This is a genomic window from uncultured Flavobacterium sp. (assembly GCF_963974175.1).
Taxonomy (GTDB): domain Bacteria; phylum Bacteroidota; class Bacteroidia; order Flavobacteriales; family Flavobacteriaceae; genus Flavobacterium.
Map to the genome: position 1 here is coordinate 85207 of NZ_CAXBBR010000008.1, position 25084 is coordinate 110290.

At 35.1% G+C, this 25084-nt stretch carries 23 protein-coding genes; 13 read left to right on the forward strand and 10 right to left on the reverse strand.

Translation table 11 applies throughout. From position 1 onward, the window contains the following. Positions 1–17 precede the first annotated feature (17 nt). The 7 genes from AAC069_RS13105 to AAC069_RS13135 all read left to right on the forward strand — a co-directional run bounded on the left by AAC069_RS13105 (position 18) and on the right by AAC069_RS13135 (position 5392). Positions 18–653 (forward strand): phosphoribosyltransferase family protein, encoded by a 636-nt coding sequence (locus AAC069_RS13105; RefSeq protein ID WP_339920910.1) that lies wholly within the window; start codon positions 18–20, stop codon positions 651–653. Between the two features lie 176 nt (positions 654–829). Then, positions 830–1345, forward strand: coding sequence for a dienelactone hydrolase family protein (locus AAC069_RS13110; RefSeq protein ID WP_339920911.1), 516 nt, complete (start codon positions 830–832; stop codon positions 1343–1345). Between the two features lie 133 nt (positions 1346–1478). Further along, a complete protein-coding gene (locus AAC069_RS13115) occupies positions 1479–2162 on the forward strand; it encodes a nitroreductase family protein (RefSeq protein ID WP_339920912.1) in 684 nt (227 codons plus the stop codon). A gap of 37 nt (positions 2163–2199) precedes the next feature. Continuing rightward, on the forward strand, positions 2200–3090 hold the full coding sequence (locus tag AAC069_RS13120) for a dienelactone hydrolase family protein (protein WP_339920913.1): 891 nt from the start codon (positions 2200–2202) through the stop codon (positions 3088–3090). 6 nt (positions 3091–3096) lie between these two features. Further along, the gene (locus AAC069_RS13125; protein WP_339920915.1) at positions 3097–3996 is read left to right on the forward strand and encodes a DUF808 domain-containing protein; all 900 of its coding nucleotides are present in this window, start codon (positions 3097–3099) and stop codon (positions 3994–3996) included. A gap of 63 nt (positions 3997–4059) precedes the next feature. Further along, entirely contained in the window at positions 4060–4914 is an 855-nt protein-coding gene (locus AAC069_RS13130) for a hypothetical protein (protein ID WP_339920916.1), read from the forward strand. A 37-nt stretch (positions 4915–4951) separates the two neighbouring features. Further along, positions 4952–5392, forward strand: coding sequence for a GNAT family N-acetyltransferase (locus AAC069_RS13135; protein ID WP_339920917.1), 441 nt, complete (start codon positions 4952–4954; stop codon positions 5390–5392). A gap of 72 nt (positions 5393–5464) precedes the next feature. Here the strand turns inward: AAC069_RS13135 and AAC069_RS13140 are convergent, their stop codons facing one another. The 4 genes from AAC069_RS13140 to rpmH form a co-directional block, all read right to left on the reverse strand. Continuing rightward, positions 5465–6394 carry a hypothetical protein gene (locus tag AAC069_RS13140; protein ID WP_339920918.1) on the reverse strand — a complete coding sequence of 310 codons (930 nt, stop codon included), beginning with the start codon at positions 6392–6394 and terminating at the stop codon, positions 5465–5467. Then, entirely contained in the window at positions 6394–6927 is a 534-nt protein-coding gene (locus AAC069_RS13145) for a hypothetical protein (RefSeq protein ID WP_339920919.1), read from the reverse strand. The genes AAC069_RS13140 and AAC069_RS13145 overlap by 1 nt, the downstream gene beginning before the upstream one ends. Before the next feature lie 690 nt (positions 6928–7617). After that, positions 7618–10470, reverse strand: a complete 2853-nt coding sequence (carB, locus tag AAC069_RS13150; protein WP_339920920.1) for a carbamoyl-phosphate synthase large subunit — start codon at positions 10468–10470, stop codon at positions 7618–7620. A 189-nt stretch (positions 10471–10659) separates the two neighbouring features. After that, entirely contained in the window at positions 10660–10821 is a 162-nt protein-coding gene (rpmH, locus tag AAC069_RS13155) for a 50S ribosomal protein L34 (RefSeq protein ID WP_074723512.1), read from the reverse strand. A 164-nt stretch (positions 10822–10985) separates the two neighbouring features. Here rpmH and AAC069_RS13160 point away from each other — a divergent pair, with 164 nt between their 5' ends. Next, the gene (locus tag AAC069_RS13160) at positions 10986–11501 is read left to right on the forward strand and encodes a DUF2892 domain-containing protein (RefSeq protein ID WP_339920921.1); all 516 of its coding nucleotides are present in this window, start codon (positions 10986–10988) and stop codon (positions 11499–11501) included. A 191-nt stretch (positions 11502–11692) separates the two neighbouring features. On the opposite strand, the gene AAC069_RS13165 is transcribed toward AAC069_RS13160, so the two are convergent. Together AAC069_RS13165 and AAC069_RS13170 are read right to left on the reverse strand one after the other, a co-directional pair. Further along, on the reverse strand, positions 11693–12592 hold the full coding sequence (locus tag AAC069_RS13165; protein WP_339920922.1) for a lytic transglycosylase domain-containing protein: 900 nt from the start codon (positions 12590–12592) through the stop codon (positions 11693–11695). 37 nt (positions 12593–12629) lie between these two features. After that, positions 12630–13304 carry an alpha/beta hydrolase gene (locus AAC069_RS13170; RefSeq protein WP_339920923.1) on the reverse strand — a complete coding sequence of 225 codons (675 nt, stop codon included), beginning with the start codon at positions 13302–13304 and terminating at the stop codon, positions 12630–12632. Between the two features lie 767 nt (positions 13305–14071). Between AAC069_RS13170 and AAC069_RS13175 the strand changes: the two genes are divergently transcribed. After that, on the forward strand, positions 14072–14356 hold the full coding sequence (locus tag AAC069_RS13175) for an N-acetyltransferase (RefSeq protein ID WP_091092755.1): 285 nt from the start codon (positions 14072–14074) through the stop codon (positions 14354–14356). Positions 14357–14471: 115 nt separating this feature from the next. Here the strand turns inward: AAC069_RS13175 and AAC069_RS13180 are convergent, their stop codons facing one another. From AAC069_RS13180 to AAC069_RS13195, 4 genes are all read right to left on the reverse strand, one after another. Beyond that, positions 14472–16106, reverse strand: coding sequence for an ABC-F family ATP-binding cassette domain-containing protein (locus AAC069_RS13180; protein WP_339920924.1), 1635 nt, complete (start codon positions 16104–16106; stop codon positions 14472–14474). A gap of 169 nt (positions 16107–16275) precedes the next feature. After that, the gene (locus tag AAC069_RS13185; RefSeq protein ID WP_339920925.1) at positions 16276–17739 is read right to left on the reverse strand and encodes an alanine/glycine:cation symporter family protein; all 1464 of its coding nucleotides are present in this window, start codon (positions 17737–17739) and stop codon (positions 16276–16278) included. Between the two features lie 308 nt (positions 17740–18047). Beyond that, positions 18048–19223 carry a GlmU family protein gene (locus tag AAC069_RS13190; RefSeq protein WP_339920926.1) on the reverse strand — a complete coding sequence of 392 codons (1176 nt, stop codon included), beginning with the start codon at positions 19221–19223 and terminating at the stop codon, positions 18048–18050. Between the two features lie 151 nt (positions 19224–19374). Continuing rightward, on the reverse strand, positions 19375–19626 hold the full coding sequence (locus tag AAC069_RS13195) for a type B 50S ribosomal protein L31 (RefSeq protein ID WP_074723506.1): 252 nt from the start codon (positions 19624–19626) through the stop codon (positions 19375–19377). Positions 19627–19857: 231 nt separating this feature from the next. On the opposite strand from AAC069_RS13195, the gene AAC069_RS13200 reads away from it, so the two are divergent. From AAC069_RS13200 to AAC069_RS13215, 4 genes are all read left to right on the forward strand, one after another. After that, the gene (locus tag AAC069_RS13200; protein WP_339920927.1) at positions 19858–20400 is read left to right on the forward strand and encodes a DUF4199 domain-containing protein; all 543 of its coding nucleotides are present in this window, start codon (positions 19858–19860) and stop codon (positions 20398–20400) included. A 3-nt stretch (positions 20401–20403) separates the two neighbouring features. Then, complete coding sequence (locus AAC069_RS13205) at positions 20404–21360, forward strand: glycosyltransferase family 2 protein (RefSeq protein WP_339920928.1); 957 nt, start codon at positions 20404–20406, stop codon at positions 21358–21360. A 117-nt stretch (positions 21361–21477) separates the two neighbouring features. Next, positions 21478–23205, forward strand: coding sequence for a phospho-sugar mutase (locus AAC069_RS13210; RefSeq protein WP_339920929.1), 1728 nt, complete (start codon positions 21478–21480; stop codon positions 23203–23205). Next, on the forward strand, positions 23205–25034 hold the full coding sequence (locus AAC069_RS13215) for an ABC transporter transmembrane domain-containing protein (protein ID WP_339920930.1): 1830 nt from the start codon (positions 23205–23207) through the stop codon (positions 25032–25034). Before AAC069_RS13210 ends, AAC069_RS13215 begins: the two co-directional genes overlap by 1 nt. Positions 25035–25084 lie beyond the last annotated feature (50 nt).

The following is a 25084-nucleotide window of genomic DNA, read 5'->3' on the forward strand; positions in this document are numbered from 1 at the left end:
GTTTAAAATAGTGAGACATGTATAACGAGATCTTAAAAGACCGAATAGAAGCGGCCATTTTACTTTCAGAAAAATTAAAAAAGTACAAAAACAGCAATTCGGTTGTTTTCGCAGTACCCAGAGGAGGTGTACCCCTTGGTTATGAAATCGCCAAAAACTTACGACTACCTTTAGATATTGTCCTTTCCAAAAAAATTGGACATCCATCCAATAAAGAATTTGCGATCGGTGCCGTTTCACTGGATTCTTCCGTTCTAGATAAACATCCTGAAGTACCCAAGGAATACATAAAAAATGAAATTACTAGACTCCGAACTGTACTTCGCAATAAATACAAACTCTATAGAGGTGATCGAGAACCCTTAGATATTAAAGCTAAAAATGTTATTCTCATAGATGATGGAATAGCGACAGGGAATACGCTATTAGCAAGTATAGAAATGCTGCGAAAACGGCATCCTGCGAAAATTATCGTTGCCGTTCCAGTCTTACCCTACGATACTGTCCCCCTATTTGAAAAACATACCGACGAACTTATCTATTTGATAGCCTCAAAACATTTCAGCGGTGTAGGTAGTTTTTTCGAAAATTTTCAGCAAGTAGAAGACGACGAAGTAATCCAAATACTGGAAGCCACCTACCCCCTTGCATAAATGCCATACAATACAATTCACTTATTCAAAGAATGGACATCATGAAAAAACTAGAACTAGACATCCCTCTAACTCATGTCACACTAAAAGGAAATTTAATAATACCCGAAGAGGCAGCGGCAATTATTGTGTTCTCCCATGGAAGTGGCAGCAGTCGGTTTAGCACCAGAAACAGGATGGTGGCTGAACTCATTCAAAAACAAAAAATAGGCACCTTACTATTTGATTTGCTGACAGTGGAGGAAGACAGCGTTTACGAAAATCGATTTAACATTGACCTATTGGTTAGCCGATTGATTGAAACTACGGAATGGCTTATGAATTATAATGAAGCGAAGAGCCTACCCATAGGTTATTTTGGAGCTAGTACGGGAGCGGCTTCGGCATTGCGGGCAGCGGCCTATTTTGGTGACACTATCAAAGCGGTAGTCACTCGCGGCGGCAGACCTGATTTAGCTTTAAGCGCCCTTCACCAAGTGACAGCTCCAACATTACTAATTGTCGGCGGCGATGATATGCCTGTAATCGAAATCAACAAAACGGCATATGACGAATTGCATTGCACAAAAGAAATGAAAGTTGTTACCGGAGCAACCCATCTATTCGAAGAGCCAGGAAAACTCTCAGAAGTGGCTGATTTAGCAATTACGTGGTATAAAAAACATTTGGTCCATAAAAAGGAATATCATTAAGCCACAACGCTACCAAAATCCCCATTGAGGGATTTTTTTTTGGTAATAACAGAAACAGCCACTTGAATAGTACATCTGGGCGATAGACTCATAATTTTTTTTATATTTGACATTAGGAAAAAAAACATTCAAAATGCCCGATAAAAAATTAATTGAAGACCATCCATATATCCGCTACAGCAAACCCATTCTTTCTGCCGAAGAAATGCTTGAACGTTCTCGTTCTTTTTATGAAGCTATGGACAGCAGACGTTCGGCACGAGAATTTTCAGATAGACCAGTTCCTCGCGAAGTAATTGAAAACATTATAAAGACAGCTTCTACCGCTCCTTCTGGCGCGCACAAGCAGCCTTGGACTTTTTGTGTGATCGAAAATCCCGAAATTAAAAAACAAATCCGTATCGCTGCCGAAGAGGAAGAACTACAAAGTTATGAATCCCGCATGTCTAGTGATTGGCTGGAAGATTTAAAACCATTAGGAACAGATTGGCGAAAGCCTTTTCTAGAAACCGCTCCTTACCTTATCATCGTTTTTAGACGTATTTATGAATTTGGTGTTGACGGCAAGAAGAAAAATAACTATTATGTTCAAGAAAGTGTAGGCATAGCCGCTGGATTTTTATTGGCAGCAATACATAATGCTGGCTTGGTTTCTTTAACCCATACTCCTAGTCCAATGAATTTCTTGACCAAAACCCTGGGCCGATCAGAAAATGAAAAACCTTTTTTATTGATTCCCGTGGGTTATCCTGCCGAAAAATGTTGGGTTCCTGATTTACAAAGAAAAGGACTTGAAGACATTTGTGTATTCTATTGATTGAAACAAAAGTGTACCTTTAACAAAAGCTATGACCATGCAAAAACTAACCAAAGAAGATATTAGTCAGGAAGTATTTGACCTATACGATGACTACGCCCATAACAAAATTGACAGAAGAAGGTTCGTTGAAAAATTATCCTTGTTTGCGGTAGGAGCTCTTACTGTACCTTCCCTACTTAGCTTTATGACGCCTAATTATTTGGATTCCATTTTGATTAAACCTGGTGATCCAAGGTTAAAATCGGAATACATCACATACGAATCCCCGAAAGGTGGAGGGAAAATCAAGGCACTTTTATCTCAGTCAATCCAAACGAAAAAAAAACTGCCCGGAATAATCGTAGTACACGAGAACCGCGGACTCAATCCTTATATCGAAGATGTAGGCCGAAGAGCTGCCATAGAAGGGTTCATCACTTTGGCACCCGATGCTTTATCCCCGTTAGGCGGTTATCCTGGAAATGACGACGACGGAAGAGAATTACAAAAAAAACGCACACGTGAAGAGATGCTTGAAGACTTCATTGCAGCTTATAACTATCTCAAATCCCATAAAGATTGTAATGGTCAAGTAGGTGTTGTAGGGTTTTGTTTTGGAGGTTGGATTGCCAATATGATGGCGGTTAAAATTCCAACTTTAGCGGCAGCAGTGCCCTATTACGGTGGGCAGCCCACCGCCGAAGAAGCCGCGCAAATAAAAGCTTCGCTATTACTGCACTATGCAGGTTTAGACAGCCGAGTAAATGAAGGTTGGCCTGCCTATGAAACCATTCTCAAAAAGAATAAAGTAGAAAATACCGCATATACATATCCTGGAGTCAATCATGGCTTTCACAACAACACAACGCCCAGATATGATGAAGCTGCAGCTACATTATCATGGACACGAACAATTGATTTTTTTAAAGAAAAACTAAACAAATAGTAGATTATGGCATCAGGAATTTTTGCACTGCTGGACGATATTGCAGCACTTATGGATGACGTTGTGGTGATGAGTAAAATAGCAACTAAAAAAACAGCAGGAATATTAGGTGATGATTTGGCTGTTAATGCTGAAAAGGCATCAGGATTTGTTTCCTCTAGAGAAATCCCCGTGTTGTGGGCCATAACAAAAGGCTCATTTTTGAACAAATTAATCATCCTACCGCTGGCTTTTCTATTAAGCTATTTTGTACCTTGGTTAATTACAGTCGTACTTATATTAGGTGCTATTTATCTTGCATATGAAGGTGCTGAAAAAATATACGAATACATAGTTCCTCATGAACATGCAGTTACTACAATTGAAACCACGACCCTTAGCGAAGAAGAAGTACTAACGCTCGAAAAAGGAAAAATAAAAGCAGCCATAATAACTGACTTTATATTATCAGTAGAAATCGTGATTATTGCCTTGGGTAGTGTTTTAGGAAAACCTATTTCGACTCAAATTATGGTAGTTACTTTTGTGGCGGTTTTAGCCACCGTAGGAGTCTACGGAATTGTAGCTGCAATTGTTAGAATGGACGACTTAGGAATCCGACTAACAGCTCACAAAAGCAAAACCTCAAAATTAATCGGTAACGGATTGATACAATTACTACCCATAGTGATAAAAAGCCTTGCCTTTATAGGAACAATCGCATTGATTCTGGTAGCAGGCGGAATATTCATGCACAATATTGAACCGTTGCATCATTTACTACAAAACCTCCCTTCGATAGTAGGAGAAATCATTGCGGGACTAGTTGGCGGAATCACAGCATTGGTGGTCGTAAAAGGATTCAAGAAAATATTTGGCAAGAAAAACGATGCTGTTATAAATCCGGATACTGTAAATAATGGCTAGTTTGCAACACATTGAAAACAAACCAAAAAAAATAGCCTAAGCAGTACTCAAAATCAATACAACATGAAATACTTTTTACTCCTACTAGTATTACTATCAACTCATTTAAACGCACAGAAAAGTCTATCATTTGACAAAACTAATCTTCAATGTGAAGACAAATGGATAGCGTATCAAATGGATAAAGACAGTATTTATCATTATGGCTTTATTTACATCGACGCTCAAGCAGGTTTAACACTTCACTACGAAGGAGGGTTCAAAATTGATGAAAAAGGTAGTTTTTACAAAGTTGACACAGATAAAAAGAAGGATGTTGCATTTGTAAAAATTCGATTGCAACCCAATAAAATTGCAATTGCAGTACTACCTGAAGAAAAATTTAGTGACCTTAATATTCAAAAATTTCCGGAATGGCTTGCAGTTTACAAAGCTGATGAAGGTTCTGTCTACAGATTGTATCGCTGGGGTTTTATGTACAATGGCTGGAATGAAATTGAAAAAGCATTGACTTTCTTAGAAAAAGCAGAAAAAATAGATCCAAATTTTAAAGGCTTACAAACTGAATTGGCTTTTTCGTATAATGCGATCGGTTTTTATGATAAAGCTGAAAAAAGTCTGAAAAAAGCAATTGCTAACAATCCTATGGATTGTTACACCTATAAAGAATTAGCTTATACCTATACCAAATTAGAACAAATTGATAAAGTAATCGCCACCTATGATGTCATGGTCAAATACTGTAAGGAGACCAATTTCATACAAGAAACAGCCTATAATTTAGCATTCGAATATTTCAAAAATAAAGACAAAACTCAATTTAATATTTGGAAAATTGAAACTAAGAAATGGTCAAAAACAGAAAACCAATATATCAAAAACATAACTCAAATGGAGGCGGAACTAAATAAATCTTAATTTTAGTTACAGTCAAAGGATGAATAACGAATAAATCATGATTTCCATACACTTAATAAATACCACAAATTCACTCTACCCACTAGAACAAGATCTAAGAAACCGTATATTACTTCGCCCCATTGGTATTCCAGATCATGCTTGGGAAATGCACGATCAAAAAGCCTGGCATTTTGTGGCAGTTGAAAGTGACGCTGTCATTGGATGTGTGGTATTGAATCCATTAAACCCTGAAAAAACCAAAACGCAACTCATGCAAATGGCCGTTGAAACCGATCAGCAAGGGAAAGGCATCGGGAAATTATTAGTAAAGGAATTACTGTCTTTTTGTAATGCTAACGGAATTAAAGAAGTGGTTTGCCATGCGCGAGACAATGCCGTTCCCTTTTATTTGAATTTAGGGTTCGAAATCTATGATGAACCGTTTGTGGAAGTAGGCATTCCTCATGAACACATGAGAATTCGAGTGGCAGAATAAAGGTTATTATAATATACGACTACAAGAACTTTGATCCTATTTTCTTTATTACAGTCAGATGGGTTTTTTAGACTAATTTAATTTATTTGCAATTTGCGTAAAAGCGTCTAATTGATTTGCCTGTTGCAATGACGTAACATCAGCACGTAAGCTCAATCTTGTAAATACATGAATATCAGAATCCATTATTTGTACATCAATATTTGCTCCTAAACTAGTTTTTAATCCTTTATATATTAACACTGAACTTGTTGCGCTAGCCACTGGATCATGCAAGGAATTAAATTCTTTTAAATAAGTTCCTGACGGCAGCTTCACTCCTCTTTCTAAATCATTGCGTACTACTTGCATCACATCATTCAACTGATTAATTGTTTCCTGAGGTCTAAATCGATACCAATATTTATTCTCTACTGCAGTTTGATCTGACTCAACATATACTATCATAGGACCAATGATACCTACAATGGATTGCAGTTTACTGGAAGCAACCACAATTGGATCAACCAAAAAAAGATTCTTAGGATGCAGATGCGTATTAAAATAACCCGAACTCACTAATTCCAAAAGCAAAGTTCCCCCTGTTGAAGAGCCAGCCATACTTATATTAGTGTATCCAAGTGCAATTAATTTTTCATATTCTTCAGTAATGGAAGATCTCCAATCCTGCCAGTTTGAAGCCTTAAATGTTTGATAGTCTCTTCCGTGTCCTCCCAATAAAACTTGCGAAATTCTGTAGTTTGCATTAACAGAATAATCTCTAAATTCATCCCATTCAAAAGTGGTCGCCGAGTAGCCATGAATTGCAAGTATAATGGGCTTACTTAAATCCGCAGGAGTTGGATTAGGGTATTTTGCTGATACCAAATATTGCTCAGGATTATATAATGATGGATCAAAAACAACATTACCATCTAATAAATCATCCGTTATTACAGGACCACTGCAAGAATTAATTATGGCTGCAAGTGCAATTATTAACGTTAAATTTAACTTCTTCATTATTTTTTATTTTTAAAAAAAGTGTAATACATATCAAAATGAAAATAAAGCGGTTGCAAAGTTCCAGGTGAATAACCCTCTTTTGCCGTAATGATGTAAAAGCCTGATCCCATGTTTAATGATATAGGCAGTTTCTTAAAGTCATAGGTGAAACCAACTTCTGGCGAAAAAAGAAAAGAAGTATTAGGAACATCTTTAAAGATATCACTCTCCAAGTCAGAATAAAAATAACCCACATTTAGTCGGGTCACAAAATGATACGGTTTGTTTTTATTGAATAACCAACTTCCTGAAATCAGATAATTATCTTGCTTTATTGCATTCGAATTATAGGCAGAACCAAATCTGGAAGTAACATAATCAAAGCCAATAAAAAATTGATTGGGTTTGAAATTAGCAAAGGAATATTGTGCAGATACACCATTTTCCCAATACATTTCCTGAGTTTTCTGGATTCGAATACCTCCTTTTAAAGTTTGAGATTGAACCATAACGCTACAGAAAAGAAATAAGGCAAGGATTGTTGTTTTCACTAGAAGTCGTTTTGTTAGAATGTTTGTCTGCACTTTGTTTATTGCCTGTGAAGCTTACGAAATAATCTTCATTGACTTAAAATCTGCTACTAAGTAAGACTTATATTCTGGATCTACCTAATTTAACTAGGTTTACAAATGTAAGACTATAGGAAATCCAAGAACAAAAAACCATTAAACAACAGAGATATACACCTCATGCATAAGTAAATAAGTTCGCAATAAACAAAAACTCTTTTCATTATCTTTAGTTAAAATAGCACAAATTTAATTAATACAAAATATCTCTTACACTCTCAAATCATTTCATCTCTATTCTGATTCTTTAATTGTTAAACGACCAATGTTGCTTTTTAAGCAAAATAAAAAACACTCTGAAAAAGAAATTGTACAGATTACATCTAGACGATCTACATCTAGAATTGGTGGCGGAAACTATTTAATAGTAGACACAAAGAATGCGGCAGAATGTTTTATCCTTATTTATTCAGCTAAAACTATAAAGGGATTAATCGATAAACTGAAGAAAATAAAAATTAAAACGCACCTAGAATTTAAAATAGAATAACTTAAATTACCTATAAAATCGCAGTTGTTATGACAGTAACTCGCTCGAGTATACCTGCAAATTGACTTTAACCCTACAAAAAAAGCCCCAAACGGGGCTTTTTACATTTAACAAATTCAAGCTTATTTGCTCAAGTACATTTTTCTTCTAGAGTACAATTCGTAGAATTGGTCGTCTTTTAAGTCGTCAATAAACAAGATGCTTTCTCCTGTTGACTTCATCTCTGGTCCTAATGCTTTGTTTACATTGTGGAACTTGCTGAAAGAGAAAACTGGTTGTTTGATGGCAAATCCTTTCAACTGTGGGTTGAAAGTAAAGTCAGTCACTTTATTATGTCCTAACATTACTTTCGTAGCGTAGTTTACATAAGGTTCTCCGTATGCTTTTGCAATAAACGGAACTGTACGTGACGCTCTAGGATTAGCTTCAATAATATAAACAATATCGTCTTTTATTGCAAACTGTATGTTGATTAAACCTACGGTTCTTAAACCTAGTGCTATTTTCTTAGTATGGTCTTTTATTTGTTGCATCACAAATTCACCTAAATTAAAAGGAGGTAAAGTTGCATTACTATCTCCAGAGTGTACTCCGCAAGGTTCAATGTGCTCCATAATTCCTATGATATACACATTTTCTCCGTCGCAAATTGCATCTGCTTCTGCTTCAATCGCACCATCAAGATAGTGGTCTAAAAGCAATTTGTTCCCTGGAATTGTTTTCAATAAATTAACAACATGCTCTTCTAGTTCCTGCTTGTTGATTACAATTTTCATTCCTTGACCACCCAATACATAAGAAGGACGAATCAATAATGGAAAGTCTAATACATCTGCAAGAGCAGAAGCTTCATCAGCAGTCTCTGCAATTCCAAATTGAGGGAAAGGAATTTCCAATTCCGTCAATAATTCAGAGAAACGACCTCTGTCTTCGGCTAAATCCAAAGCATCAAAGCTAGTTCCTATAATTTTTATGCCGTATTTAGATAATTTCTCTGCTAATTTCAAAGCTGTTTGTCCACCTAGCTGTACAATTACACCTTCTGGTTTCTCATGTTGGATAATATCGTAGATATGTTCCCAGAAAACTGGTTCGAAGTACAATTTATCAGCTGTATCAAAATCAGTTGAAACTGTTTCTGGATTACAGTTGATCATGATAGTTTCATAACCACATTCTTGAGCAGCCAATACTCCGTGTACACAAGAATAATCAAATTCGATTCCTTGTCCAATTCTATTTGGGCCTGACCCAAGAACAATTATTTTCTTTTTATCAGTAACAACACTTTCGTTATCTACATAACGTGTTCCGTCCGCCTTTTCTATTTCGGCTTCAAAAGTTGAGTAGTAATAAGGTGTCTTTGCTTTAAACTCTGCTGCACAAGTATCTACTAATTTGAACACACGATTGACATTCATTGTCATTCTCAAAGTGTGCACTTGACTTTCAAGACAACCTACCATGTGTGCAATTTGTCTGTCAGCAAAACCTTTTTGTTTCGCTTCTAGCAATAATTCTTTTGGCAAAGTATCTACTTTATAAGTGGAAATCTCTTTCTCTAAGGTATAAAGCTCTTCGTATTGTTTCAAGAACCACATATCGATTTTAGTGATTTCATGGATACGGCTCAAAGGAATTCCCATGGCTATTGCATCGTAGATCACGAAAACACGATCCCAACTTGCAAAAGTCAGTTTCTCGATAATTTGTTCGTAGTTTGTATAGCCTTTTCCGTCAGCACCTAGACCATTTCTTTTTATTTCTAATGATTGAGTAGCTTTATGCAAGGCTTCTTGGAACGAACGTCCAATTCCCATTACTTCACCAACCGATTTCATTTGAAGTCCTAAAGTCCTGTCAGCTCCTTCGAATTTATCAAAGTTCCAACGTGGAATTTTTACAATTACATAATCTAAAGTCGGTTCGAACAAAGCCGAAGTAGATTTGGTAATTTGGTTTTGCAATTCATCTAAGTTGTATCCCAAAGCTAATTTTGAAGCAATCTTTGCAATAGGGTATCCAGTTGCTTTAGACGCTAATGCCGAAGAACGAGACACACGAGGGTTAATTTCAATTGCTACGATATCTTCTTTTTCGTCAGGAGAAACGGCAAACTGCACGTTACAACCTCCAGCAAAATTTCCGATACTACGCATCATCAAAATTGCATAATCACGCATTCTTTGGAAAGTTGGATCAGATAACGTCATCGCTGGCGCCACCGTAATAGAGTCTCCTGTATGAATTCCCATAGGATCCATATTTTCGATCGAACAGATAATCACAACATTGTCATTTTTATCTCTCAAAAGCTCCAACTCATATTCTTTCCACCCCATTAAAGCTTTATCAATCAACACCTCATGAATAGGTGACGCTTCTAAACCTCTGGTTAAAAGTTCATCAAAATCTTCTTTTTTATACACGATAGCCGCTCCAGTTCCACCTAAAGTAAAAGAAGGGCGAATTACTAATGGGAAACCAAATTCCTGTGCAATCTCTTTACCTCTAAGGTAAGAAGTACATATTTCTGCAGGTGCAGATGGTACTCCAATTTTCTTAAGTAATTGTTTAAACTGCTCTCTGTCCTCAGTAATATTAATGGCGTTTACATCAACACCTATCATTCTTACTCCGAAATCCTGCCAAATTCCCTTTTCATCGGCTTCTAAACACAAGTTCAAAGCCGTTTGTCCACCCATAGTAGGTAAAACGGCATCGATTTGAGGATGCGCTTTTAGAATTTCAATGATCGACTTAGTCGTTAGGGGTTTCAAATAAATATGATCGGCCATGGATGGGTCGGTCATAATCGTTGCTGGATTCGAATTTATCAAGATAACCTCAATTCCTTCCTCACGGATAGAACGAGCTGATTGTGATCCTGCATAATCAAATTCACATGCTTGACCAATAACAATAGGTCCTGAACCTATAATTAAGACTGATTTTATGGAAGTATCTTTCGGCATTTTACTAAAATTATGTGTAGTTATTGTTGTAGTTCTTCTCTAATCCTTTTTACTGTAAATCAGCTAAATAGCGCTTTTAATTGTTACAAAAATCAGGATATGCTTCTAAAAAAAATAATAATTTAACGACAAGGTATAAAAAAAGGCGATACTAAAAAAAGTAACGCCTTATTTATGTTTATACAAACATTATTTTTTGTGTCTTGGTTCGCAAGAAACAGTCAATTTATGTCTTCCTTTAGCTCTTCTTCTAGCAAGAACTTTTCTTCCATTCGGAGTCTCCATTCTGTCCATGAATCCGTGCTTATTTCTTCTTTTTCTTTTCGATGGTTGAAACGTTCTTTTGCTCATTGCTTTGTATCTTTAAAATCTTATTTATATGTCTTCTCGTTTTTGAGTATCTGTTACCCTAAAACCGAGTGCAAATATACAAAGACTTTTTTTTCTCACAAGTAGTTTTGTAAAAATATTTTCAATTCATTTTACTATATTTGCGTTCATAAAACAAACTTACTATGTTTCACAAGAATATTAAACTTATTATCGCCGGACTTCTCGTAATTACTGGCATTTGGCAATTTACTGAAAACAATATCGGCAATGGAATTTTCCTTATATTATTGACTGCTATTCCAATTTTCCTTTATTTCAAAAACGAATTCATCCTTTTAGCATTTTTAAAACTAAGAAAACAGGATTTTGAAGGAGCAAAAAAATGGCTGTCTTTCATTAAGAATCCAGAAACAGCCTTAGTAAGAAAACAACAAGGGTACTTCAATTACCTACATGGAATCATGCTTTCGCAAACTAACATCAATCAAGCAGAGAAATATTTCAAGAAAGCAATCGAATTAGGATTGTCTATGGATATGGATTTGGCTGTTGCCAAATTAAATCTAGCGGGAGTTGCGATGTCAAGAAGAAGAAAGCTAGAAGCGACTAACCTTCTAAACGAAGCAAAAAGACTAGACAAACAAGGTATGCTGAAAGAACAGATCACCATGATGAAAGGTCAGATGAAAAAAATATAATTCAAAAAAGGGCAAATAAAATTATTTGCCCTTTTTTATTATACTTTCATCAGCAAATAAAAAGCATTAAAAAACGCAGCTTCGCAGGTCTATTGAAAAATAGTAATTGCGAAGCTGCGTTTTTTTATACAATCTAAAAGCAAAAGATTCTAAAAGATCTTGTCCTTTGGTAATATTCAGACCGTTTTGACTTAATATCCACTCAATGGAATTTCAATTGTATATTTTTTATTCGTTGGATTCTCTAATTTTTTATCTCTGAGCCATGGATTATGAATTTTCAAAATCTTATAGTTTATCCCCTGCGCTTTCGCAAAATCAGCTAAGTCATTAATCGTAGTGTCTACAGCGATTTTTTTGGTTGGCAATATCGCATACAATTCTTCATCTTTTAAAGAGAAACCAAATTTATCAGGATTTTTCATAATTTCTTTCAGTGCCAAAATTCGGAATACGTAACGAGATGTTTCTTCGGTAAGCAACAAATCATAGTAATTAGATTCTTTTTGGATCTCCATTTGCTTGTTAACTCCTCCCATTCCGCCATTATAAGAAGCAGCAGCTAAAGTCCAAGTACCAAATTTTGCTTTAGCAATCAAAAAATAACTACAAGCTGCCTGTGTTGATTTTTCTAAATCATAGCGTTCATCAACAATCTCGTTCACTTCCATTCCTCTTTCCTTAGCTGTTTCCGGCATAAACTGCCATACCCCTCTAGCACCAGCACCAGATACTGCATTGACTAAACCACTTTCTATCACTGCTAGATACTTAAAATCATCGGGAATACCATTTTTCTTAAGAATGGGTTCAATAACAGGAAAAGCACGGTTTGCTCTTTTTATCGCTAAAATAGTAGAGGCATAAAGATTTATGTTTACGATCAATTCCCGATCCAAGCGTTCTTTGACATCCGAAATTTTCAATGGTGTAGTTTCCCCAGCAAAATTAGCCGTAACCGGAAAATAGGGTGATACATATTCTTTTTCTTTACCCAGCTTGTCCTTCGACTCATATGTAGTTGCAAAAATCAATAGACCGCTTGCAAAAACTACCGTAAGGAGGATACTTATTCTTTCTATTCTTTTCATTTTTCTCATTTTTAGCATGTATATCAGGCAGCAACAATCAGTCCACAGTTGTATTTGTTCCCAAAATAATAGCGCCCAAATTAGCGTTAAACCACCTGTATTTATTCAAAATCATAATGTGAGTTCCTCCCTCTACCACAGTACATTCTTTGATATACTTTATTGGAAAAACATCATCCATATCGCCATGAATATGGATTACACTTTCGTCAACGACTGTTCGATCCCAAAGAATCACTTTCTCTACAGCCCATTCTAAATAACCGATATCACGGACCGACAGAAATTTTTCATATAATTTCAATCGATGATTAATCTTTGCACCAAAGGAAAACTTGGCTAAATTCTCCAAATTCAATATCAAACTCATCGGAATGAGTTTGTAAGCTTTGGTAGTCTTAGCAATTTTCATTCTTCGGGGGAATTCCAAATTACTTTTTACACTCGAGATGATAATTACCTTTCTCGCATCGATATGTTTTGCCATTTCTTGAACCAAAATACCTCCAAATGAAACGCCAATCAAAACAGGATTTTCCTTTTTGATTTTCAGAGCAATTCTCTTGGCATAATCGTCCAAAGATTCCTTAACCAACGGAATCTCCCACTCTAGAAGATGTATTTCAAAATCAGCTTCCGGAAGTTGTATTCTCTCAAAAATAGCAGCACTGGCCGCTAATCCAGGCATAAAATAAACTGGTATTTTACTCATAATTGTGCTTCGATATTTTACAACAGATTGCCATCTAATTATTACAAATTTCTTATAAAATTAATTTTTTTATTGAAACCAACTTCGAATCTACCTTTATATTAGCATTAAATTATGACTGTTCCACTTTACAAATCTAAAACTGTGGTCGCAGCAGCTATAGAGTCATTTTCTACTTTCCCGTCGAAAATTATTGTCCTTTGGCTCGAGTATGGATTAAAACACCGACACTTCACAACCGAAGATGAAATTGAACAGAGATAGACCATCCATTCCATGAATACCTAAACGAAACTGTAGCTGTATAAAAAAAAATAACGTGCAACAACCTTGCAACGACTATTGTTTACTGACAAAGAGAAGAGCGCCTCCAACATAGACGTTAAAATGATTTGATACTGATAATCAATTCAATACCTTTGTAAAGGTTGCCTCACTAAAAAAAATACTAGAAACATAATATAGGTTCACTAACAAAACCCTTTTATTTATCTGCAAATTTTCGAAAATAACACAACCCTAACACACAATGTTGACTTCCTGAAGAAGGGCGATTATCTGTTTTCTTAGTTGTAGTGAACAAATGGTACAAGCGTATTATAATAGCAATAGATAATCATGGATATATTTAATTTGAAATAAAACCAACACTAAAATTAAAATACTACTATTGGCAAAAACACCAATGAATCTTCAATAATAAAATTGGGCGAATATTAGTCCGGTCACAAATAATTAAAAAAAACAATATGGAACAATCTATTATCATGGAAATCAAAGACAATACTTTCGCAAGACAATTTGAAACTACAGTAGAGGAAGGGTTAGTTTCAGTTGAATATTCTTTTCAAGAAAAAAAGATATTTTTGACAAAAATAAATACTCCAGACGAATTTGACAACGAAGAGTTTGTTTCTCAGTTACTATCTGAAATAATGGCCATTGCCATTGAACGAAAATTAAAAGTAGTTCCCATACTTCCAAAAATCGTGGTTTTTTTTAAAAAAAACCCTATTTACAAAGAACTACTTCCCCCAGGAATTAGACTTTAAAAAAAAGCGGCTGTAACATTTAGTATGTTCAGCCGCTTTTTTTTTTACTAATGTCTAGTATAACACAAAAAGGCACAAGAATTAACTTATGCCTTTTTTATAATTATATAAAAAATTATTTTTCTATTTCTCTCATGCTCTCCATTTTCTTATTTGCCAAGAATCCCGTAATATCTTCAAAATGCTCTACTACTCTTTTATTTCCAAATTCAAAAACCTTTGTCGCTAGTCCGTCAAGGAAATCCCTGTCGTGAGAAACCAAGATCAAAGTCCCATCAAAATCACGTAGCGCATCTTTAATGATGTCTTTAGTCTTCATATCCAAGTGATTTGAAGGTTCATCCAGAATCAACAAGTTAACCGGTTCCAACAATAATTTAATCATTGCTAAACGTGTTTTCTCTCCTCCTGAAAGGACTTTTACTTTTTTAGTCACATCATCTCCGTGAAACATGAAAGCTCCTAAAATATCCTTTATTTTAGTTCTAACATCTCCTACTGCAATATCATCAATAGTTTCAAAAATAGTAGCGTTCTCATTTAATAAAGAGGCTTGATTTTGAGCAAAATAACCAATTTGCGCATTATGACCAATCTCAAGACTTCCTGCATCAATACCAATTTCTTTCATGATGGCTTTAATCATAGTCGATTTACCTTCACCATTTTTTCCAACAAAAGCTACTTTCTCACCTCTTTCAATAACAATATTAGCATCCTTGAAAACCACATGATCTCCATATGCTTTTGACAAGTCTTTTACAATTACAGGATATTGTCCCGAACGAACGGCTGCAGGAAACTTTAATTTCAATGCAGACGTATCTACTTCATCCACCTGTACTATAACCAACTTTTCTAACATCTTAACACGTGACTGAACAGCATCAGTTTTAGAAAACGTTCCTTTAAAACGATCAATAAAAGTTCTATTATCTGAAATCATACGTTGTTGTTCATCATATGCTTTTTGCTGATGAATACGTCTGTCTTTACGCAATTCTAAATAATGAGAGTATTTGGCTTTATAATCATAAATACGTCCCATAGTAACTTCTATAGTACGATTTGTAATATTATCAACAAAGGCTCTATCATGCGAAATTACAACAACTGCTTTCGCCGAATTAATCAAGAAGTCTTCTAACCATTGAATACTTTCAATATCCATGTGATTCGTCGGCTCATCCAATAAAATCAAATCTGGTTTTTGCAAAAGAATTTTAGCCAACTCAATTCGCATTCTCCAACCTCCTGAAAATTCAGAAGTTTGTCTTGTAAAGTCCTCACGAACAAAACCCAAACCAATTAGTATTTTCTCTACTTCAGCTTCATAATTTACTTCTTCAATGGCATAAAACTTCTCGCTTAAATCAGAAACGCGCTCAATCAACTTCATATAAGCATCACTTTCATAATCCGTACGAATCGTCAATTGCTCATTAATCTCATCTATCTCCGCTTTCATACCGAAAATTTCACCAAATGCTTTAGAAGTTTCCTCCATAACAGTAGCTCCGTCAGTAGTCAACAAATGCTGAGGCAAATAAGCCACTACAGCCTCTTTTGGCGCAGAAATATTCCCTGTTGACGGTTTGCTTTGCCCAGCAATAATCTTAAGAAGCGTTGATTTACCCGCTCCATTTTTACCCATTAAGGCAATCTTATCATTTTCATTAATAGCAAAAGAGACGTCGCTAAAAAGGGTGGTTCCACCAAACTGTACTGAAATATCGTTAACTGTAATCATTGAATTGTAAATTTGTAGATTCGGTTATTCGTTAAATTGAAAACCGATTTGTTTTAAAAAGTGCAAAGATAGATTAATTAAGTAGTTTGTTTGCAATAAAATAAAAGCTTCTAGAAACAGAATAAAATCTGATCTCTAGAAGCTTTTAAAGGCAGTAGCAAAATATAAACTACTCTTCTTTATTTTTATTTATCGTATTCCATATATGGGCATTTGAAACACCAATATCCTCTGGATTAAATACAGGGTCTTTGCCCGCCTTTCGTTGTTTTTCGTAATCCTTCAAGGCCAACAATGCCGGCTTTTGCAGCAGAATAATAGCTATAATATTAAACCAAGCCATTAATCCTACTCCTAAATCTCCGATATTCCAAGCTAATTTTGCCTGATTAATAGAACCATACATAATAACTACCATCATCAATACTTTAAGCAAATGACTGTAAATAGGAGAATTCAAATTCCTTGTCAAATAAGCGATGTTTGTTTCTGCAATATAGTAATAAGCCAAAATCGTTGTAAATGCGAAGAAAAATAATGCAATCGCAACAAAGTAAGAACCAAAACCAGGAAAAACACTATCCATCGCACTTTGTGTAAAGCCAGGACCAGCAGAAACATTTTCTGCTCCCTGATATAAAAACTGCGTAGCACCATCGGCTCCTAACACAGGATTTTGAACATTGTATTTACCAGTAATCAGCAACATAAATCCAGTAGCCGAGCAAACTAATAAAGTATCGATATAAACCGAGAATGATTGTACTAAACCTTGTTTGGTAGGATGCGAAACATTCGCTGCAGCTGCAATATGTGGTGCTGTACCCTGACCTGCTTCATTCGAATAAATCCCTCTTTTTACACCCCACTGAATCGCTAATCCAAAAACAGCTCCAAAACCAGCTTCCATATTAAAAGCACTTTTAAAAACTAAGGCAATAACCCCTGGAAGTTGATCGATATCAATCGCAATAATCACTAATACTATCAAAATGTAACCTATAGCCATTATAGGAACAACGAATTCAGTAAATTTGGCGATTCTTTTTACACCTCCAAATACAATAGCACCAAATATTAACGCTACCACTACTCCTGATTTCCAAGTCTCAATTTCGAATGCATTCTGTATTCCGTCTGCAACAGAATTAGCTTGAACTCCTGGTAGCAATACACCTGCTGATATAATAGAAACTATCGCAAACAAGATACCAAACCATTTTACACCTAATCCTCTTTCAATATAAAAAGCAGGTCCACCACGGAATTCACCTAAATGTTTCTCTTTATATATTTGTGCCAAAGTTGCTTCTACGAAAGCGGTGCTTGCCCCTAAAAAAGCAACCATCCACATCCAGAATAAAGCTCCAGGTCCTCCAAAAGCAATCGCCGTAGCGACCCCTGCAATATTACCTGTACCCACTCTACCTGCTAGAGACATTGATAATGCCTGAAAAGAAGAAACTCCAGACTCAGAACTTTTACCATCAAATAACAATCGGAACATCTCTTTGATATGACGCACTTGCAAAAAACGTGTTCGTATAGAAAAATAAAGCCCCGTTCCTAAACACAAAACGATTAAAGCATTACTCCAAACAATATCATTTAATACTCCAATAATCTCTTCCATAAATATATTTTACATTAATAATTATCAAAAAAATAGCAAAACCAACGTTTTGCGACTTTTTTTTTATAAAACTATAACATATCAGTAAAAAAAACTAACGAACAGCTATATAAAATCACAAAAACTGATTATTTAACTAAAAATCAAGAGCTAATAAAAAGAGTCGTTTTTAAACAAAAACCTGTTTTTTAACAGTAATTATTTACAATATTAAAACAATTATCAAAAACCAACCGTAACCACAACAAAAAAATGCTTCATTACAAGATAATGAAGCATTTACAATATTTTTCAATCTATCAAAGTAATTACTCTTTTCTCCATTTTTTACTTTCCTCAAAAACATGCTCTAAAATAGCAGCTTCTTTCTCATCAAAATCTACATTCCTGCGACTCATTACGATTCTTGCCGTTTCAAATGCTTTTTTAGTAATGTATGTAGAAAAACCAGAAGCACCACCCCAAGAAAAACTCGGAACAAAATTACGTGGAAAGCCACTGCCAAAAATATTCGCACTAACCCCTATTACAGTTCCTGTATTGAACATGGTATTAATTCCACACTTACTGTGATCTCCCATCATCAAACCACAAAACTGCAGTCCTGTTTTAGCAAAACCTTCAGTTTCATAACTCCACAATTTCACTTCTTCGTAATTGTTTTTCAGGTTAGAGTTATTACTGTCTGCGCCAATGTTACACCATTCGCCAAGTACCGAATTTCCTAAAAACCCATCATGTCCTTTATTAGAATAAGCTGAAATGACCGAATTATTTACCTCTCCACCTATTCTGGAATGAGGACCTACAGTAGTTGCGCCATATATTTTAGCTGCCATTTTAACCACAGCGCCTTCACACAATGCAAACGGCCCACGAATTACAGAACCCTCCATAATTTCAGTATCTTTCCCTATATAAATAGGCCCTGAAGTAGCGTTTAAAGTCACAAACTCTAACTTAGCACCTTCTTCGATGAAGATATTTTCATGTCCAAGTACATTGACACTTTTCGGAATTGGCTTTGATTTTCTATCCGCAGTTAAAAATTCAAAATCTTCCCGTATAGCAGCATCATTTTTTGAGAAAATATCCCAAGTATGCATCACCGTAATGCAGTCCTCATTGTACTCAATAATTTCATAGGAATCAAAATTCACTTCCTCCTGATTTTCATCAGTATAAAACGCAACAACATCTTCTCCTCTAAAAATAACCTGATTAGCCTCAAGATTACTAATCATTTCAGCTAGAACAGCATTAGGAAGAAAAGAAGCATTAATCATCACATTCTCTTCTAACTCAACCATAGGATATTTATCTGATAAATATTCCTCCGTTAATGTAGTGGTCGTAGAACCCAAATGCATCTCCCATTTTTGACGAATCGTCATAATCCCAATAAGAATATCAGCTACTGGCCGCGTAAAAGTAAAAGGCAATAAGGCATTTCGGGCGGGTCCGTCAAAAAGTATGTAATTCATAAAATGTTTATTTGTGAAGAATCAAGTCTCGACTTGACCGTACATTAATTTGTTTTTAAATAAAGCGCAAAGTTACAAAGTTTTCAAATAGATAAAAATAAAAAAGCCTTCCGATAAGGAAGGCTTTAGTGTATTTAAAAACAAGTTAAAATTATTTAACGTGTTTAGCGTATTTAGTTTTGAACTTGTCAATACGTCCTGCAGTATCGATAAGTTTGTTTTTTCCTGTGTAAAAAGGGTGAGACGTTCTAGAGATCTCTAATTTTACAACTGGGTATTCAACACCATCAACTGTAATTGTTTCTCTTGTATCCGCAGCAGATTTAGTGATAAAAACGTCTTCATTCGACATGTCTTTAAATGCAACTAATCTGTAATTTTCTGGGTGCGTACCTTTTTTCATCTTTTTTTATTTGTTTGGTTATAACTTGTTTTGAAGCTTTTCTTTCGACAGAAAAGGTGTAAACTCATTATAACTTTTTGTTTTACACTATTATTTTGAGTGTGCAAATTTACAATTATTTTTCAATAAACAAATCTTTGTTTCATTTTTTTTATTAAATCGTAAAAACTGTTTTTTGTAGCCCAATATATTGGGAATTGTTATATTTGTGGATTAATAAATAAAGTCTCTATGGAAAAAAGTGTATCCCCAGCTAAGTCTGGACTAGTATATGGTGTATTGTTTGGTGTTATAATGGTTCTGGAATTCGTTATTATGTACATAATAGGAATGCGATCCTTGGTTGGAACCAGTGCTGGACTAGTTGTCAACATCGGTAACTACTTAGTATTACCTATTCTATTCATCTATTTAGGATGCACTAACTACAAGAAAAATCTAAATAATGGCTTTGTCTCTTTTGGTGAATGTCTAAAAACAGGAGTTTCTATCACCTTTATAGCGGCTTTAGTATATGGTGTCTTTAATATTGTCTTTAACTTTATATTTCCAGAATTTATAAATGAGATGATTTCCATTTCTAAAGATGATATGCTGAAACAAAATCCTAACATCACAAGTAAAGATATGGAAATGGGAATTGAAATGATGAAAAAATTCATGAACCCCTTAATCGCTTTGCCTGCTACAATTGCTATGTATTCTTTTATGGGATTAATCTATTCGCTAATTGTTGGCGCAATTGTAAAAAACGAAAATCCTCAAAGCCTGTAATTAATGAATTTATCCATACTTATACCCCTTCTTAACGAGGAAGAATCACTTAAAGAGCTTTATACTTGGATTATTAAAGTGATGCAGTCGAACAATTATTCCTATGAAATCATCTTTCTAGATGATGGAAGCACCGACAGATCCTGGTCGATTATCGAAGAATTTGCGGCCGAAAACCCAAATGTAAAAGGAATTCGTTTCATGAAAAACTTTGGTAAATCTCAAGCTTTACATGCTGGTTTTGCTAAAGCCAAAGGCGATGTCATCATAACAATGGATGCCGATTTACAAGATAGTCCTGAAGAAATTCCGGGTCTATACAATATGATTACCTCCCAAAATTTTGATTTAGTTTCCGGTTGGAAAAAGAAGCGCTACGATTCTGTGGTTGCTAAAAACCTACCTTCAAAATTATTCAATTGGGCAGCCAGAAAAACGTCTGGTGTAGAACTGAATGATTTCAATTGTGGGCTAAAAGCCTATAAAAACATAGTGGTAAAAAACATTGAAGTTTCGGGTGAAATGCACCGATACATTCCTGTTTTGGCAAAAAATGCTGGTTTTGGAAAAATCGGAGAAAAAGTAGTGCAACACCAAGCTAGAAAATATGGGGAAACCAAATTTGGAATGGAACGTTTCATCAATGGATTCCTAGATCTAATTACGATTTGGTTTCTTTCACGATTTGGAAAAAGACCAATGCATTTATTTGGAGCCATGGGATCGCTAATGTTCATCATTGGGTTTTTACTGGCGGGGTACATTGGAGTTTCAAAATTATATCATATGTACACTAATATGCGCTATAACTTAGTAACTGACAACCCTTGGTTTTTCATTGCCTTAACCACAATGGTATTAGGTACTCAATTATTTTTGGCAGGATTTCTTGGCGAAATAATTTTACGTACAAAAAGCAACGAAGAACGTTATAAAATTTCGAGCGAGGTTAATTTATAATTTGCCCTAGCCCTGATAGAAGTGGAAATCCTTTTATGCTGGGGTTCAGCATAAAAGATTGTAACGGATAGCAGGATTAGCTCCTAAATTTGAACTAAAACTTAAAAATATATAGAAATGGAAATTAAACAAAACATTTTAAATGCGGTGAACGAATGGTTAACACCAACATTTGACGCAGCAACACAGCTAGCAGTAAAAGAATTAATAGCTAGTTCTCCAAAAGAACTAGAAGAAAGTTTCTACAAAGACCTTGAGTTTGGAACTGGTGGAATGCGTGGCGTAATGGGCGTAGGAAACAATAGAATCAATAAATATACCCTTGGAAAAAGTACGCAAGGACTTTCTGATTACCTACACAAAGCTTTTCCTAATCAGCCTTTGAAAGCTGCTATCGCTTATGACTGTCGTCACAATAGTGATACTTTAGCAAAAGTGGTTGCCGATGTTTTCTCTGCTAATGGTATAGAGGTATTTTTATTTTCAGAATTAAGACCTACACCAGAATTATCATTTGCCGTTAAACATTTAGGATGTCAATGTGGAATTGTACTTACAGCATCACATAATCCTCCTGAATATAACGGATACAAAGTATACTGGGAAGATGGCGGACAAATCGTTCCTCCAGAAGACGAAGCTATTATAGATGGTATCGAAAAGTTGAACTTCAATCAAATTAAGTTTGAAGCTAATGAAAATTTGATTCATTATATAGGTGCAGAAGTCGATGCTGCTTTCATAAAATCATCTATTGAAAATGCAAGTTTTAACACTCCCGCTGCAGCGAAAGAGAACTTAAATGTCGTTTTTACTTCATTACATGGAACTTCAATAACTTTAGTGCCAGACACTTTATCGCAAGCAGGATATACTAACGTTCATATTGTTCCCGAACAAGCTGTTCCAAACGGTGATTTTCCAACTGTAAAATCTCCAAATCCAGAAGAGCCAGAAGCTTTGACAATGGCGTTAGCTTTAGCTGATAAAACTAATGCTGATATCGTTATTGGTACTGATCCTGATTGTGACCGTTTAGGTATTGCTGTTCGAAATAATGAAGGTCAAATGACTTTATTAAACGGAAATCAAACCATGATTTTAATGACTGCTTTTTTATTAGAAAAATGGAAAAACGTAGGTAAAATAAATGGAAACCAATTTGTTGGATCAACGATTGTTTCCACTCCGATGATGATGGAACTAGCTACAAACTACGATGTAGAATGTAAAGTTGGTTTAACCGGATTCAAATGGATCGCCAAAATGATCAAAGATTTCCCAGAGCAGGAATTCATTGGTGGTGGTGAAGAAAGTTTTGGATATATGGTAGGTGATGCAGTGCGCGATAAAGATGCCGTTGCCGCTACCCTATTAATATGTGAAGTAGCCGCGCAAGCAAAAGCGAAAGGAAGCACCGTTTACAAAGAGTTACTACAACTGTATGTAGAAAATGGATTTTACAAAGAATTCTTAGTCTCTATTACTAAAAAAGGAATGGAAGGATTGCAAGAAATAAATCAAATGATGATTGACTTGCGCGAAAATCCATTAAAAGAAATCAACGGACAAAGAGTAATTATAGTCGAAGATTATCAATCATCTGTAGCTAAGAACTTATTAGACGGTTCAGAAAGCGCAATGGACATTCCAAAATCGAATGTACTAATCTATTATACAGAAGACGGATCTAAAATTTGTGCAAGACCAAGTGGAACGGAACCAAAAATAAAATTCTACATCAGTGTCAATACGATATTAGATGATGTTGCAGACTTTAAGGAAGTAGAAGCTGTTTTAGATCAAAAAATTAAAAATATTATTACTGCAATGCAATTGAAATAATGGATAAAAGTTTATTAAAATTACTTCCTTATACAAAACCATATAAGTCACATATCATCTGGAATGTAGTCTACAATGTTTTATACGCATTGTTTAGTACTATTTCTATGCTTACCCTTCTTCCTGTGCTTGAAGTACTTTTTGGTAAAACAAAAGCAGTACTTACTAAGCCTGTATACACGGGAATAGGAGACATAAAACAGTTTGGTACAGATTATATGTATTTTCAAATATCGTCACTAACAAAAGACAACAGCATTCAAGTTGCCTTGTTATTTGTAGTTTTGATGGTAATTACTACATTTTTACTTAAAAACTTATTCAACTATTTGGCATCACATCATATTATGCACCTCAAGAACGGTGTTTTAAGAGATTTAAGAAAGTCAATGTATAATAAAATCATAGAATTGCCTATCTCTTACTATTCTGAAAAAAGAAAAGGAGATATTATGGCGCGTATGCTTGGCGATGTCAACGAAGTACAGAATTCATTTTTTTCAATTTTAGAACTTGTTGTAAAAGAACCGCTTACTATTATTTTTGCATTAGCAACGATGTTTATCATAAGTACAAAACTGACTTTATTTGTTTTAATTTTTATGCCTATTTCGGGATGGATTATTTCAAAACTAGCCAAAAATCTTAGAGCACAATCACTAGAAGCGCAAAAAGAAAGTGGGTTCCTGATTTCTATTGTCGACGAAACTTTAGGGGGATTAAAAGTAATCAAAAGCTATAATGCCGAACCTAATTTCAAAAATAGATTCGATGATTCAGTAACGCGCTTATTAAATTTAACGAATAGCATAGGAAGTAAGAATAATTTAGCAACTCCATTGAGTGAATTTCTGGGAGTAACAACCATAGCCGTTTTACTTTTCTATGGTGGTAATTTAGTTCTTATCGAAAAAACCTTAGATGGATCTGCTTTTATTGTTTATCTGACATTGGCTTTTAACATTCTTACCCCGGCAAAAGCGATTTCTAAAGCATCGTATTCCGTGAAAAATGGATTAGCGGCTGCAGAGCGTGTCTTTGAAGTTCTAGAAGTGGAAAACGAAATTACATCTAAAGAAAATGCTATTGTAAAAAATACTTTTGAGTCTGATATCACAATTTCAAATATCAATTTCAAATACGAAGATGAGAACGTATTGAAAGACTTTTCCCTTCAAGTTAAAAAAGGACAAACCGTAGCACTGGTAGGGCAATCCGGAAGCGGAAAAAGTACCATTGCTAATCTATTGACTCGTTTTTATGACGTCAACGAAGGAACTATAACTATTGACGGAACTAACATACAAGACATGAACTTGCAGTCGCTTCGTGGATTAATGGGACTGGTTACGCAAGATAGCATCTTATTTAATGACACTATAAAAGCGAACATTTCAATAGGAAAACTGGATGCTACTGACGATGAAATTATTGAGGCGCTGAAAATAGCGAATGCTTATGAATTTGTAAATGAGTTGCCAAAAGGTATTCACACTAACATTGGAGACAGTGGTAATAAACTTTCTGGCGGTCAAAAACAAAGACTTTCTATCGCTCGTGCCGTATTGAAAAACCCTCCAATTATGATTTTGGATGAGGCTACATCAGCATTGGATACAGAGAGTGAAAAATTTGTACAAGTAGCTTTGGAAAACATGATGCAAAACAGAACATCAATTGTGATAGCACACCGTCTTTCAACCATTCAAAAAGCAGACACTATCATCGTGATGCAAAAAGGAAAAATTGTAGAGCAAGGAAATCATGACGAATTAATCGCATTAAACGGAATGTATAATAAATTAGTAAATTTGCAGTCATTTGAATAATGACTGCAAATTTTTGATAAAGGTTTATCCATCGAAAAAAAAATGAATTA

Bases quoted from the DNA above. Each gene is read 5' to 3' on its own strand.
- AAC069_RS13105 (WP_339920910.1), top strand. From the start codon at position 18: ATGTATAACGAGATCTTAAAAGACCGAATAGAAGCGGCCATTTTACTT.
- AAC069_RS13110 (WP_339920911.1), top strand. From the start codon at position 830: ATGGTGGCTGAACTCATTCAAAAACAAAAAATAGGCACCTTACTATTT.
- AAC069_RS13115 (WP_339920912.1), top strand. From the start codon at position 1,479: ATGCCCGATAAAAAATTAATTGAAGACCATCCATATATCCGCTACAGC.
- AAC069_RS13120 (WP_339920913.1), top strand. From the start codon at position 2,200: ATGCAAAAACTAACCAAAGAAGATATTAGTCAGGAAGTATTTGACCTA.
- AAC069_RS13125 (WP_339920915.1), top strand. From the start codon at position 3,097: ATGGCATCAGGAATTTTTGCACTGCTGGACGATATTGCAGCACTTATG.
- AAC069_RS13130 (WP_339920916.1), top strand. From the start codon at position 4,060: ATGAAATACTTTTTACTCCTACTAGTATTACTATCAACTCATTTAAAC.
- AAC069_RS13135 (WP_339920917.1), top strand. From the start codon at position 4,952: ATGATTTCCATACACTTAATAAATACCACAAATTCACTCTACCCACTA.
- AAC069_RS13140 (WP_339920918.1), bottom strand. From the start codon at position 6,394: ATGAAGAAGTTAAATTTAACGTTAATAATTGCACTTGCAGCCATAATT.
- carB (WP_339920920.1), bottom strand. From the start codon at position 10,470: ATGCCGAAAGATACTTCCATAAAATCAGTCTTAATTATAGGTTCAGGA.
- rpmH (WP_074723512.1), bottom strand. From the start codon at position 10,821: ATGAGCAAAAGAACGTTTCAACCATCGAAAAGAAAAAGAAGAAATAAG.
- AAC069_RS13160 (WP_339920921.1), top strand. From the start codon at position 10,986: ATGTTTCACAAGAATATTAAACTTATTATCGCCGGACTTCTCGTAATT.
- AAC069_RS13165 (WP_339920922.1), bottom strand. From the start codon at position 12,592: ATGAAAAGAATAGAAAGAATAAGTATCCTCCTTACGGTAGTTTTTGCA.
- AAC069_RS13170 (WP_339920923.1), bottom strand. From the start codon at position 13,304: ATGAGTAAAATACCAGTTTATTTTATGCCTGGATTAGCGGCCAGTGCT.
- AAC069_RS13175 (WP_091092755.1), top strand. From the start codon at position 14,072: ATGGAAATCAAAGACAATACTTTCGCAAGACAATTTGAAACTACAGTA.
- AAC069_RS13180 (WP_339920924.1), bottom strand. From the start codon at position 16,106: ATGATTACAGTTAACGATATTTCAGTACAGTTTGGTGGAACCACCCTT.
- AAC069_RS13185 (WP_339920925.1), bottom strand. From the start codon at position 17,739: ATGGAAGAGATTATTGGAGTATTAAATGATATTGTTTGGAGTAATGCT.
- AAC069_RS13190 (WP_339920926.1), bottom strand. From the start codon at position 19,223: ATGAATTACATACTTTTTGACGGACCCGCCCGAAATGCCTTATTGCCT.
- AAC069_RS13195 (WP_074723506.1), bottom strand. From the start codon at position 19,626: ATGAAAAAAGGTACGCACCCAGAAAATTACAGATTAGTTGCATTTAAA.
- AAC069_RS13200 (WP_339920927.1), top strand. From the start codon at position 19,858: ATGGAAAAAAGTGTATCCCCAGCTAAGTCTGGACTAGTATATGGTGTA.
- AAC069_RS13205 (WP_339920928.1), top strand. From the start codon at position 20,404: ATGAATTTATCCATACTTATACCCCTTCTTAACGAGGAAGAATCACTT.
- AAC069_RS13210 (WP_339920929.1), top strand. From the start codon at position 21,478: ATGGAAATTAAACAAAACATTTTAAATGCGGTGAACGAATGGTTAACA.
- AAC069_RS13215 (WP_339920930.1), top strand. From the start codon at position 23,205: ATGGATAAAAGTTTATTAAAATTACTTCCTTATACAAAACCATATAAG.